Raw genomic sequence first — 12,207 nt, forward strand, 5'->3', positions numbered from 1 at the left:
CCTATGCCTAGCGGCTCAGGAGCTGGCATCCTTGGGCGATGGCAAAGGAAATTGACCGCCAGCGCGCCCAAGGTGCCCTCGCGGTTATCAAGGAACACCCCGGCATGCTGTTGTTCGCGTTGTCGCCGGCTCTGCTGGGCCTGGCTGCCGTGTGGTGGTTGTTCGGTGCGGGTTGGGCGGTACTGCTGCTGATCGTCGGGGTTGTGGGTGGCGGTGCGGCGCTGGTGCTCAAACGCCGCTGACAGGCCCCGCAACGCTGCTGCGATATGCAACTGCTGCGATATCAGCCGCCGACGAATTCGCCGGTGGCGAACGTTTCTCCAGACGCCTAGTAACGATGTAATGATGTAATCATGAGACATCATCCCCATCGCCGGCGCTCTGCCCGATCCGGCGGCTGGCAGCAATCCGACCAACCCGATGCCGGAGACTGCGCCGACTGGTTCGCCGGCCGACTCCCAGATGACTGGTTCGCCGGTGATCCCGAGGTCGTGGTCGACCGTGAAGAGATCACCGTTGTCGGGCGGTTGCCGACCCCCGGCAGTCCGTCTGAATCGGAGTCGCACGGTGCGCGCGAGAGTGAAGCCCGTGCGTCGGGCCGGGCGGCACGGTTCCGTGAACAGACGCGCGCGGAACGGATGCGGATCGCTGACGAGGCCGAAGCCCGCTACGGGCGTAAGGTCGCCTGGGGCGTGGAAATTCCAGCATTCGATGCGGACGCCTCGGGACCCGAGCGAATCTTGTTCACGCACATGGCTGTACCGGTGATGACTCGCCTGCGGCAGTCTGAGCGCCAGGTGCTGGACACACTGGTGGACGCGGGTGTGGCCCGGTCGCGCTCGGACGCACTCGCGTGGTCGGTCCGCCTGGTCGGTGAGCACGCCGACGAGTGGCTCGGCAAGCTGCGCGAAGCGATGCGCAACGTCGATGATCTGCGGGCAGAGGGCCCGTAGACGGGGGACCAGGCTTGACCTTGTCCGAAAGCGTGGTCTCGGAATGTCGTCTGGGAAAATCTAGGCTTGCGTCATCGCCCAGTACTCCCCGCGGCGGGCCAAGAGTTCGGTGTGGCTGCCGCGCTCCACGATTCTGCCCGCTTCCATCACCAGGATCACGTCGGCATCGTGAATCGTCGAAAGCCTGTGCGCAATAATGAAACTCGTTCGTTCGCGACGGATTTGACTCATGGCCTGTTGAATCAGAACCTCGGTCCTGGTGTCCACCGAGCTGGTGGCTTCATCGAGGATCAAGATCTCAGGCCGGGCCAGCACCGCCCGGGCGATGGTGATCAGTTGCTTTTCGCCGGCGCTGATGTTTGTACCGCCGTCGTTGACGCGGGTTTGGTACCCGTCGGGCAGCGTCTGAACGAAGCGATCCACGTAGGCCGCCCTGGCCGCCTCCATCACCTCCTCATCGGTGGCGTCTGGACGCCCGTAGGCGATGTTGTCGTACACCGTTCCGGCGAAGAGCCAAGTGTCCTGCAGCACCATCCCGATGCGCGAGCGCAGTGAGCCGCGGCTTATCGAGGAGATGTCCACCCCGTCGAGCAGGATCCGGCCCGAGTCGACGTCGTAGAACCGCATGAGCAGGTTCACCAGCGTTGTCTTGCCTGCGCCTGTCGGACCGACGATGGCGACCGTAGTGCCCGGCTCGACAACCAGGGACAGGTCCTCGATGACCGGGGTGCCGGGAACGTAGCTGAACCGGACCTGCTCGAACTCGACCCGACCCCCGGTACGGCCCATGTGCCCGGCGTCCACGGCAGGCAGCGCCAGCGCCGGATCTGGCGGCTCCTCCTCGGCGTCGAGCAGCTCGAAGACCCTTTCGGCGCTGGCGATCCCGGACTGCATGGTGTTGTACATCCCGGCAATCTGGGTGAGAGGTTGGTGGAACTGGCGGACGTACTGGATGAACGCCTGGATGCCGCCAAGTGTGATCTGACCGGTGGCTACCTGCAGTCCCCCGACCACCGCGACCGCCACATAGCTCAGGTTGCCGATGAAGATCGTCGCTGGCGAAACCAGTCCTGACAGCAACTGCGCTCCGAAGCCGGCGCGGTAGACCTCGTCGTTGAGCTCACCGAACTCATCCTCGGCGCGTGCACGGTGCCCGAAGGTCTTGACCACGGTGAAGCCGCTGTAGGTCTCCTCGATGTGCGCGTTGAGCCTGCCGGTGTTGCGCCACTGTGCGACGAAGAGCTTTTGGGAGCGCCGTGCGATCGACCGGGTGACCCACAGCGATATCGGCACCGTGACCACTGTGAGCAACGTCAGTAGCGGGGAGATTGTCAACATCATCACCAGTACGGCGAACACCGTCAGAACCGAGGACACCAACTGAGTGATCGTCATCGACAGGGAGGTCTGCACGTTGTCGACGTCGTTCGTCAATCTGCTGAGCACCTCGCCGCGTTGCCGGGAATCGAAGTACCGAAGTGGCAGCCTGTGCACCTTGTTCTCGACCTCGGCGCGCAACGCCACCATGGTCCGCTGCACCACAACGTTGAGCAGCCGGGCCTGCATCCAAACCATCAGGGCAGCTACCAGATACAGCGCCAAGGCCAATGCAAGGGTGCGGCCGATAGCGGCGAAGTCCACACCTTGTCCGGGTACCACGTTCATCCCGGACAGCAGGTCGGCGAAATTGTCGTCGCCGCGGGTTCGCGCTGCCTCGACAGCCTGCTCCTTGGACAGGCCGGCCGGCAACTGTCGGCCGATGACACCGTTGAACAGCAGATCGGTGGCATGGCCGAGGATGCGCGGTCCGGCGACGCCCAGAGCGATTCCGCCGACGCCGAGCAACATCACCGCGATGGTCAGGCCACGCTGGGGAACGAGCCGTTTGAGCAGCCGGATGGTCGAGCCCTTGAAGTCGCGAGATCGAACCTCCGCCGGTTCGGACGTCCGCATGGGTCGCGCCAACGGTTCGGTCATGATTGCCCGGCAGTAGCCGACTGGGATTCCGCGAACTCCCGGTATGTCTTGCAGGTGCCGAGCAACTGCGCATGGGTTCCGGCGCCAACCACCCGGCCGTCGTCGACGACGACGATCAGGTCCGCCTCCGCGACGGTCGAAATTCGCTGCGAGACAATCAACACCGTGGCTGAAGCGGATACCTCCCGCAATGCGCTGCGAACTCGCGCATCGGTGTGCACGTCGAGAGCCGAGAACGCGTCGTCGAACAGGTAGATCGCAGGGCGGCGAATAACGGCCCGCGCGATCGCCAGGCGTTGCCGCTGCCCTCCGGAGAAGTTCATACCGGCCTGCGCGACCCGCATCTCCAGCCCGTCGGGGTGGGCGCCCACGAAATCGTCTGCCGCGGCTACCCTTAGCGCGTCCCACATTTCCTCTTCGGTGGCCACATGCCCTGGGGCGGCGCCCAGTTGAAGGTTGTCGGCGACGGTGCCGGAGAACAAATAGCCACGCTGGGGCACCAACCCGATCGCTGACCAGAGTCGTTCGATGTCGAAGTCGCGCACGTCGATCCCGTCCACGCTGACCGAGCCGGCGGTTACGTCGTACAGTCGGCAGATCAGCGACAGCAGCGTCGACTTGCCCGACCCGGTGGATCCGACGATCGCACACGTGGTACCCGGCCGCGCCGTGAGCGAGACATCCTGGACCACCGCGCGATCGGCGCCAGCGTAGCTGAATGTCGCTCGATCCAAACGGATTTCGCCCGTGATCGTCGTCGGCGACACTACTGCCGGGCCGCCGGTGATGGCGGGCGCGGTGGAGAGCACTTCGGTGATCCGCTCCGCGCATATCGACGCACGCGGAATGATCACCAGGATGAATGTTGCCATCAGCACCGCGAGCAGGATCTGCATGAAATAGGACAGGAAGGCGATCAGCGAGCCGACCTGCATCTGGCCCGAGTCTATCCGGATGCCGCCGAACCAGATCAACGCCACGCTCGACACATTGATCACCAGGGTGGTCGCCGGCAGCATCAACGCCTGCCACCGCCCGGCAGCCAGCGCAGTATCCGCCAGCGCGTGATTGGTTTCGGCGAATCGGTTGCGCTCGAAAGGTTCCCGGGCGAACGCCCGAACGACTCGCAGGCCCGCCAGCTGCTCACGCATCACCCGGTTGATTCCGTCGATCTGGCGTTGCAGCCGGCGGAAGATCGGCATCAGATGCGACACGATCCAGTAGTTGGTGACCGCGAGCAACGGCACGCTGACGACCAGCAGCCACGACAAGCCGGCGTCCTGGCGGATAGCCATGAAGATGCCGCCGACGCACATTATCGGTGCGGTGATCAGCATCGTGCAGGTGAGTTGTACCAACAGCTGAATCTGTTGGACATCGTTGGTCGTCCGGGTCAGCAACGACGGGGCGCCGAACCGCGCAGTCTCTTCGGCCGACCATCCGGTCACGTGGTGGAAGATCGCCGATCGCAGGTCCCGGCCGAGGCCCATGCTCGCCCGTGATCCGAAGTACACCGCACCGACGGCGCAGACCACCTGCAGCGCGGTCACCACGAGCATCACCAGACCGAGCTCGACAATGCGAGGCAGATCCCCCTGCGCTACGCCGTCGTCGATGATCGCGGCATTGATCGTCGGCAGGTACAGCGTCGCGAGGGTGCTGATCACTTGGAACACGGCAACCGCTGCAAGCAACCGTCGGTACGGCCGCACGTGCTGTCGGAGCAACCTCCAGAGCATCTCGCTACCTTTGCATACCCGCGCGTACCCACCCGGCTGGGCGCATGTTCGGCCGGGCCACCTGAGGATTCCATAAATTACCAGGTCAATCGGCATGTCGGTGGTTGCGGCCGCGCGCTGCCGCTACAGTGCATGGCGTGACACCCAGCAAGTCAGCGAAGGCTGCTTTCGCCGCGCGCGGGTCGCTGGCCGTTGCGGCTGCGGCCATGTTTCCGGTTCTCGCCGCATGCTCCGACGCGGGGCCGGCGTCGCCCGAGGTGCCGACCACCGAGGTGCCGTCGCAGGGCATAACCCACGGGCCGTTTTTCCCGGAGTGCGGTGGCGTCAGCGATGAGGAGATGACCGAGCAGACGCAGGTGGTCGGGCTGGTCAACACTGCTCAGACGTCGGTGGGATGCCAGTGGTTGTCCGGTGGCAGCATCTTGGGCCCGCATTTCTCCTTCACCTGGTTCCGCGGCAGCCCCATCGGGCGAGAACGCAAGACCATGGAACTATCCCGCACCAGCGTGGAGGACATCAGCATCGAAGGACATGACGGCTTCATCGGCATCAACGAAGACCTGGCCACCGGCGTCGTGAACCTCTGCGAGGTCGGCATCCAGTTCGACGACGACTTCATCGAGTGGTCGATCAGCTTCGCCCAGGAGCCGTTCCCAGATGCCTGCGACGTCGCTGTGGAATTGACTCGCCAGTCGATTGTGAACGCCACGTGAGCGCCCGCCGCGTGCTGGTGCGTGCGACCGCGGTGTTGGCCGGGCTGGTCATGTTGACCGGCTGCACTCAGACTGTCGACGGAACCGCGGCCAAACCGGGTTCGGGAGACGTGCCGCGAAACAACGACTCGCAGCGCAAGTACCCGAACCTGTTGAAGGAATGCGACGTGCTCACCGAGGACATCCTGGCTGAGACCGTCGGCGCGGACCCCCTGGACATTCAGAGCACCTTCGTCGGTGCGGTGTGCCGGTGGCAGGCGGCCAATCCCGCAGGACTTGTCGACATCACCCGGTTCTGGTTCGAACAGGGCAGTCTGGACAACGAGCGTAAGACCGCCGAGCAACTCGGGTATCAGATCGAGAACCGGTCCATCGCGGGTATCGAATCCTTCATGATGCGCCCCGACGATCCGAACGGAGCGTGCGGTGTGGCGAGCGACGCCGTCGGGGTCGTGGGCTGGTGGGTCAATCCCCAGTCGCCCGGTATCGATGCCTGCTCGATGGTGGTCAAGCTGATGGAACTGACCCTGGCTACCCGCGCCTAAAGCTGCTCGGGCCCTGCGGACGCGGGGCGCAGGCTCAGCGCGCGACGTGGAAGTCGACCAGCTCGGCTCCGCCGGGCTTCAGTTGGTCCCACGGCTCGACGGTGCGCAGGACCGCGATCGACGAGGTAGGAAACTTCGCCGAGATCTGCTGGGCGACAGCACCATTACAGGTTGAGCGGTTCGCCAGATTGAGGGCGAGCGACGACATCACCGGCTCGTGGCCGACCACGAGCAGCGTCGAGAGATTCCCATGGTCGCCGATATCCCCGGCGAACCGTGAGCGGGCTCCGTTGATCTCGTCGATGACGATGCCGGGTGTTGAGTCGTAGATGCGATCCACATACCGCACCGGCGCTGTGATCCCGGTGCGTTCCAGCGTCTGCCGGGTACGAGTGGCCGTCGAGCACAGCACTGCGTCGATCTCGCTGCCGCCGGACCGCCTGGCCCGGATCCAATCACCTGCCAATGCGGCCTCCCGGATACCCCGGCTGGCCAACGGGCGGTCGTGATCGGCCACGCCCGACGGATAGCCGGACTTGGCGTGTCGGAGCAACAGCAGCGTGCGATACCTGTCGCTGGTGTCAGATGCGGTGCTCATGGGCACAACGGTAGGGCATGCCGGTGCGCATCCCCGGACTTGTCGGTGGCCCGTCCTACACTCGCGGTGACAACGCAAACATGCCGGTGAAATGGGCTCCGAGCAGGCGGGAAGGGGTGTTCTGGATGCGGTTTCTGCATACTGCCGACTGGCAACTGGGCATGACCCGTTACTTCCTCAACGGAGAGGCGCAGCCCAGGTACTCTGCCGCGCGGCGCGCCGCGGTAGCTGCTCTCGGTTCGCTCGCCGGTGAGGTCGGCGCGGAGTTTGTCGTCGTGGCCGGTGACGTATTCGAGCACAACCAACTCGATCCCCGCGACGTCAGCCAGTCCCTCGAGGCCATGCGGGGCATCAACGTGCCGGTGTATCTGCTTCCCGGCAACCACGACCCGCTGGACGCGTCGTCGGTTTACACCAGCGCGCTGTTCACCGCCGAACGACCCGACAACGTGATCGTCCTGGACCGCCCCGGCGTCCACGAGGTGCGGCCAGGGCTGCAGCTCGTCGCCGCGCCGTGGTCCTCGAAGGCACCGACCACGGATTTGGTCGGCGAGGTCGTCAGTAGCCTCGATCGCTTCGATGACCGTGACGACCGTGACGACCGTGACGACCGTGATGTGCTGGACAGCAGCCTCGATGCCGCGCCCCCCGATGGGCTCACCCGCATCGTCGTCGGCCACGGTGCGGTCGACATCCTCGTCCCAGACAGGGACCGGGAGTCGCTGATCCGGCTGACAGCGATCGAGTCGGCTATCGCCCGGGGCGCGGTGCACTATGTCGCTCTGGGGGACAAGCACTCCCGGATGAGGGTCGGCTCCACCGGCCGGATCTGGTATTCGGGCTCGCCGGAGGTGACGAACTACGACGATATCGAGCCGGACCCGGGGCAGGTGCTGGTGGTCGACATCGACGAATCCGATCCGCTGCGTCCCGTACAGGTCGATGCCCGCCGTATTGGTCGCTGGCGATTCGTTTCGCTGCGCCATGCGGTGGACAACGGTCGTGACATCGCCGACCTCGACATCAATCTCGACCTCATGCCGGACAAAGAATGCACGGTTGTTCGGCTGGGTCTGACCGGCTCGCTCACGATCACCGACCGGGCCGCGCTGGATGCCTGTCTGGACCGCCACGCGCGACTGTTCGCAGCGCTCGTGCCGTGGGACAAGCAGACCGACATCGCCGTGATGCCCGCCGACGGAGAATTCGACGATCTTGGCATCGGAGGGTTTGCCGCCGCCGCGGTCGACGAGCTGGTGGCTACTGCGCGCTCCGCGGGCGAGGACGCCGACGACGCGAGCGCCGCGCTGGCTCTGCTGCTGCGGCTCGCCGAGGGCGGTGCGGCATGAAATTGCACCGGCTGACCCTGACCAACTACCGCGGCATCACCCACCGCGACATCGAGTTTCCAGATCACGGCATAGTCATCGTCAGCGGCGCCAACGAAACGGGCAAGACTTCGATGCTCGAGGCACTCGACTTGCTGCTCGAGGCCAAGGACCGGTCCACCAAGCGGGAAGTCAAGCAGGTCAAGCCCACCCACGCCGATGTCGGCGCCGAGGTCACAGCTGAGATCTCAACCGGCCCCTACCGGTTCGTGTACCGCAAGCGTTTCCACAAGCGTGCCGAGACAGAGCTGACGCTGCTGGCGCCGCGGCGCGAGCAACTCACCGGCGACGAAGCCCACAACAAGGTGCGGGCCATACTCAACGAGACCGTCGACTTGGATCTGTGGCGGGCGCAGCGAGTGTTGCAGTCGGCGCCGACCTCCGCTGCGGATTTGTCGGGATGCAACGCGTTGTCCCGTGCGCTCGACGTGGTGGCCGGCGAGGTCGACAACGCCGCTGACCCGCGAACCTCACCGGGCGGGGACGTTGACACGCTGCTGATCGACCGCATCGACGCGGAATACCGGCGCTACTTCACCGCGACGGGGCGGCCCACCGGGGAATGGGCTGCGGCGGCCAGCAGCCTGCAGGCCGCAGACCGGGACGTGGCCAGCTGCGCGGCGGCGATTGCCGAGGTTGACCAAGCGGTCCGCAGCCACATTGCGCACACTGGTGAGCTGGCGGCTTTGGCGGTCGAAAGCACCCGGGCCGCCGAGCGACTCGTGCGCGCCCGTGACGCCGCCCAGTTGGTCGCCACGTTGAGAGCCGAGATCGACCAGGCCACCGTTGTCGCCGATGCTGCTAGGTCGACGCACGCCGCGTCGATGGCAGCTCTCACCGAACGACGCCGCGTACGCGCAGATCTCGACGGGCGCACGGAGCCGATCGCGGGCCTGCACGCAGCGTCGGCCGAAGCGGCGGTGGAATTGTCGACCGCCGATGAGGTGCGGCTGGCCGCCGACCAGGCGGCGGTGGCGGCCCGGGCCGCGCTCGAGGCCAGTAGGGTTCGCATCGACGCGGCTCGGCGCGCCGTGCAGCAGCTGGCCGACTGGGATCAGGCCGAGCAGCTCACCAGTCGGATCACCGCTATCGAGGGCCATCAGCGTGACCTCCACGAAGCCCAGCGCGATCTGGCGGCGATCACGCTCACCGGCCAGTTGATGCAGACCATCGAGGACGCCGCGGAGGTCGTCAATAGTGCCACCGCCGCCGCCGAACGAGCCTCAGCCCACATCGAACTGGTCGCTGCCAGCGATCTCGAGCTGCAGATTGGCGGCGAGCCGGTCGTGCTGCGTGCAGGTGGTACGTGGTCGGCGGCACTCAGCGGTCCGACCGGGGTCGAGGTTCCCGGTGTTGTCTCGGTGCAGGTGACCCCGGGGGCCCCGGCCACCACGACTGCGGCCGCGCTCGACACTGCCCAGGCGGCGCTGTCGGCGGCTCTGCGGCAGGCTGGTGTCGCCGACGTCGCTGCGGCGCGTGTGCTCGATGAGCAGCGTCGCGGCCTGCTCAACGCCGGTGAGCGGCTGCAGGGGATTCTCGATGCGGTGACAGCCGAGGGTGACGTCGATGAACTGCGCTCCCGGCTGTCCGAGGTGCGATCCCGAATCGCGGTCGTCGATGACGGCCTGCGGAGCTCAACAGTGGCGGAACGCCACGATTCGGCTGCCCTGCGCGCTGAACTCGAGGCCGCCGGCACAGCGCACCAGCAGGCTGTCCAGGATTGCGACCAGCATCGAACGGTCGCCGAGGAGGCGGCCAGGCTGCTCGCCGACCGTGGCGTGCGGGCAGCCCGTGCCAAGGAGAAGCTCGAAGCCGCGCAAGCGGAGCTGGCCCTGGCGGTCCAGCGCCTCGCCGCCCAGCGGGAGGAAGTTGGCGATGATCAGTTGGCCGTCAACGCCGAGGCCGACGCCGAGGCGTCGACCAAGGCTCAGGAACTCGTTGTCAGACTCGACGACGAATTGGCCCGTCACCAGCCAGAAATGGTCAACACCGAGCTCGAGGACGCAGAGCGCGAGTACGGCGGCGTTCAGCAGCGTCACGACCAGGCCGAAGTGGCGTTGCGAGAGGTCGCCATGCAGTTGAAGGTGTACGGAACCGAAGGGCGCAAGGGCAGGTTGGACTCCGCCGAGACTGCGCGCCAGCATGCCGAGGGTGAGTTCCGGCGAGTGCAGCGCCGGGCGCGGGCCGCAGAGCTGCTGAAGGCTGTCGTGGGCCGGCACCGTCACGCCATGCGGCAGCGCTACGTCGACCCGTTCCGCGGTGAGCTGGAACGGTTGGGCCGCATCGTGTTCGGCGAGAGCTTCGAGGTGGATGTCGACAGCGATTTGCGCATCGGACACCGAACGTTGTCGGGGCGCACCGTCCCCTACGAATCGTTGTCGGGGGGAGCCAAGGAGCAGCTGGGCATTGTTGCCAGGTTGGCCGGCGCCGCCATGGTCGCCAAGGAGGACAGCGTGCCGGTCGTGATCGACGACGCGCTCGGGTTCACCGACGCTGAACGGCTGACGAAGATGGCCGAGGTGTTCGACGCGGTCGCCAGCGACAGTCAGGTGATCATCCTCACGTGCAGTCCGCAACGCTATTCGGGTGTCGGCTGCGCCCACCGCATTGAGTTGAACGCTGCAATGTCCTGTTGAGCGGTCCTTTTGAACGCTGCAATGTGCTGGTGAGCGGACCTGCTGAACGGTCCTGTTGAGCACCGCAGCGTCCGCTCTGCGGTTGGCACGCTTTAGACTTCGCTCGTGGACGCCGATTACGTCATCGTGGGAACAGGCTCTGCCGGCGCCGTCCTGGCCCATCGTCTCAGCGCCGATCCCTCTGTGCGGGTTGTCGTGCTCGAGGCGGGTAAGCGGGACAAGAACCAGTCGGTCCACATCCCCGCGGCCTTTGCCAAGCTGTTCCGGGGTCCACTCGACTGGGATTATCTGACCGAGCCCCAGCACGGCCTCGGTGAACGCCGGGTGTACTGGCCGCGGGGCAAGATGCTGGGCGGCTCGTCGTCGATGAACGCGATGATGTGGGTGCGCGGGTTCGCCGCCGACTACGACGAGTGGGGCGAGCACGCCGGCGACGCATGGAACTACGCACACCTCGAGCCGTACCTGCGGGGCATCGAATCAGGACCACTCGTCATCTCGCGCCAACGAAGCCCGCGGGCATCAACTTCCGCCTGGCTGACCGCGGTGCAGGAGTGTGGGCATCGGGTCGAAGCGCCGAACCAGGCTGAGCCACAAGGGTTCTGCGAAACGCTGGTCACGCAACGCCGAGGCGCCAGATGGAGTTCGGCCGACGCCTACCTCAAGCCACTCCGCAACCGTAAGAACCTGACAGTGCTCACCGAGGCCACCGCGACCCGGGTGGTTTTTGCCGGTGATCGCGCGATCGGCGTGGAGTTCGAGGGCAAGGACGGCCGGACCGTGGCGACCGCGCGCCGCGAGGTTGTGCTGTGTGCGGGGGCGGTAAACACTCCGCAGCTGCTGATGCTGTCCGGAATCGGTGACCGCGACCAGCTGACCGGACACGGGATCGTCAGCACCGTGCACTCGCCCGAGGTGGGCGCCAATCTGCTCGACCACCTCGTGATCCCGCTGGGGTTCGACGTTCCATACGATTCCCTGTTCGGTGCGCAGAAGCCGGTGGAACTGGCCAACTACCTCGCGCGCCGCCGGGGCATGCTCACTTCGAACGTGGGGGAGGCCTACGGCTTCGTCAAGAGCAGGCCTGATCTGGAGTTACCAGACCTGGAGCTGATCTTTGCCCCCGCACCATATTTCGATGAGGGAATTGGCGATCCCTACGTCGGGCACGCCGTGGTGATGGGACCCATCCTGCTCAAGCCGCAGAGTCAGGGAACGATCGCGCTGCGCTCCGCCGACCCGCATGACAAGCCGCTGATCGATCCCGGCTACCTGACCGACCCCGCCGGGGCCGATCGCGAGGCGCTGATGGCCGGGCTGCGCATGTGTGCTGACATCGCCCGCGCGCCGGCGCTGCAGGGCATCATCGGTAGAGTCGCCCGGCCGCGGGATGCGACCGAACTCGATGACGCAACGCTGGCACGAGCGGTGGAATCCCTGGCGCACACGTTGTATCACCCGGTTGGCACCTGTCGGATGGGTAACGACGACGCCAGCGTCGTCGATCCTGAACTGCGGGTCCGCGGCGTGCGGGCATTGCGGGTAGCCGACGCCTCGGTGATGCCTTCGATCATCCGTGGCCACACCCACGCACCGACGGTGCTGATCGGCGAGAAGGCCGCCGACCTGATCCGCCGCACCCCCGGTTAACCGCGGGC

Annotated in this window: 10 protein-coding genes; 7 read left to right on the forward strand and 3 right to left on the reverse strand. The window is 66.0% G+C overall.

Annotated elements, in window-relative coordinates:
• Nucleotides 1–38 precede the first annotated feature (38 nt).
• Both ACPGXI_RS05250 and abmR read left to right on the forward strand, forming a co-directional pair.
• Entirely contained in the window at nt 39–242 is a 204-nt protein-coding gene (locus ACPGXI_RS05250) for a hypothetical protein (RefSeq protein WP_526650519.1), read from the forward strand.
• Between the two features lie 111 nt (nt 243–353).
• On the forward strand, nt 354–953 hold the full coding sequence (abmR, locus tag ACPGXI_RS05255) for an ATP-binding transcription factor AbmR (protein ID WP_526650521.1): 600 nt from the start codon (nt 354–356) through the stop codon (nt 951–953).
• Nucleotides 954–1,013: 60 nt separating this feature from the next.
• On the opposite strand, the gene ACPGXI_RS05260 is transcribed toward abmR, so the two are convergent.
• Together ACPGXI_RS05260 and ACPGXI_RS05265 are read right to left on the reverse strand one after the other, a co-directional pair.
• Nucleotides 1,014–2,930: an ABC transporter ATP-binding protein gene (locus tag ACPGXI_RS05260; protein ID WP_526650522.1), complete on the reverse strand. Its 1,917-nt coding sequence runs from the start codon at nt 2,928–2,930 to the stop codon at nt 1,014–1,016.
• Entirely contained in the window at nt 2,927–4,669 is a 1,743-nt protein-coding gene (locus tag ACPGXI_RS05265) for an ABC transporter ATP-binding protein (RefSeq protein WP_526650524.1), read from the reverse strand. Before ACPGXI_RS05265 ends, ACPGXI_RS05260 begins: the two co-directional genes overlap by 4 nt.
• A 128-nt stretch (nt 4,670–4,797) precedes the next feature.
• Here ACPGXI_RS05265 and ACPGXI_RS05270 point away from each other — a divergent pair, with 128 nt between their 5' ends.
• Nucleotides 4,798–5,382, forward strand: coding sequence for a DUF3558 family protein (locus tag ACPGXI_RS05270; RefSeq protein ID WP_526650526.1), 585 nt, complete (start codon nt 4,798–4,800; stop codon nt 5,380–5,382).
• Between the two features lie 50 nt (nt 5,383–5,432).
• A complete protein-coding gene (locus tag ACPGXI_RS05275) occupies nt 5,433–5,927 on the forward strand; it encodes a DUF3558 family protein (RefSeq protein ID WP_526650581.1) in 495 nt (164 codons plus the stop codon).
• Nucleotides 5,928–5,961: 34 nt separating this feature from the next.
• Here ACPGXI_RS05275 and ACPGXI_RS05280 read toward each other — a convergent pair whose 3' ends face one another.
• Entirely contained in the window at nt 5,962–6,525 is a 564-nt protein-coding gene (locus ACPGXI_RS05280; RefSeq protein ID WP_526650528.1) for a SixA phosphatase family protein, read from the reverse strand.
• A gap of 125 nt (nt 6,526–6,650) precedes the next feature.
• Between ACPGXI_RS05280 and ACPGXI_RS05285 the strand changes: the two genes are divergently transcribed.
• The 3 genes from ACPGXI_RS05285 (at nt 6,651) to ACPGXI_RS05295 (ending at nt 12,199) form a co-directional block, all read left to right on the forward strand.
• Nucleotides 6,651–7,874 carry a metallophosphoesterase family protein gene (locus tag ACPGXI_RS05285; RefSeq protein WP_526650583.1) on the forward strand — a complete coding sequence of 408 codons (1,224 nt, stop codon included), beginning with the start codon at nt 6,651–6,653 and terminating at the stop codon, nt 7,872–7,874.
• Entirely contained in the window at nt 7,871–10,549 is a 2,679-nt protein-coding gene (locus ACPGXI_RS05290; RefSeq protein WP_526650530.1) for an AAA family ATPase, read from the forward strand. Before ACPGXI_RS05285 ends, ACPGXI_RS05290 begins: the two co-directional genes overlap by 4 nt.
• Nucleotides 10,550–10,654: 105 nt before the next feature.
• The gene (locus tag ACPGXI_RS05295) at nt 10,655–12,199 is read left to right on the forward strand and encodes a GMC family oxidoreductase (RefSeq protein WP_526650532.1); all 1,545 of its coding nucleotides are present in this window, start codon (nt 10,655–10,657) and stop codon (nt 12,197–12,199) included.
• Nucleotides 12,200–12,207: the final 8 nt, after the last annotated feature.

Origin of the sequence: Mycobacterium sp. (genome assembly GCF_049608025.1) — a bacterium.
Lineage (GTDB): Bacteria > Actinomycetota > Actinomycetes > Mycobacteriales > Mycobacteriaceae > Mycobacterium.

What these genes read in the sequence shown, in the direction of transcription:
- ACPGXI_RS05265 (WP_526650524.1), bottom strand. Translation starts at nt 4,669, where the DNA reads ATGCTCTGGAGGTTGCTCCGACAGCACGTGCGGCCGTACCGACGGTTG.
- ACPGXI_RS05275 (WP_526650581.1), top strand. Translation starts at nt 5,433, where the DNA reads ATGTTGACCGGCTGCACTCAGACTGTCGACGGAACCGCGGCCAAACCG.
- ACPGXI_RS05260 (WP_526650522.1), bottom strand. Translation starts at nt 2,930, where the DNA reads ATGACCGAACCGTTGGCGCGACCCATGCGGACGTCCGAACCGGCGGAG.
- ACPGXI_RS05250 (WP_526650519.1), top strand. Translation starts at nt 39, where the DNA reads ATGGCAAAGGAAATTGACCGCCAGCGCGCCCAAGGTGCCCTCGCGGTT.
- abmR (WP_526650521.1), top strand. Translation starts at nt 354, where the DNA reads ATGAGACATCATCCCCATCGCCGGCGCTCTGCCCGATCCGGCGGCTGG.
- ACPGXI_RS05285 (WP_526650583.1), top strand. Translation starts at nt 6,651, where the DNA reads ATGCGGTTTCTGCATACTGCCGACTGGCAACTGGGCATGACCCGTTAC.
- ACPGXI_RS05290 (WP_526650530.1), top strand. Translation starts at nt 7,871, where the DNA reads ATGAAATTGCACCGGCTGACCCTGACCAACTACCGCGGCATCACCCAC.
- ACPGXI_RS05280 (WP_526650528.1), bottom strand. Translation starts at nt 6,525, where the DNA reads ATGAGCACCGCATCTGACACCAGCGACAGGTATCGCACGCTGCTGTTG.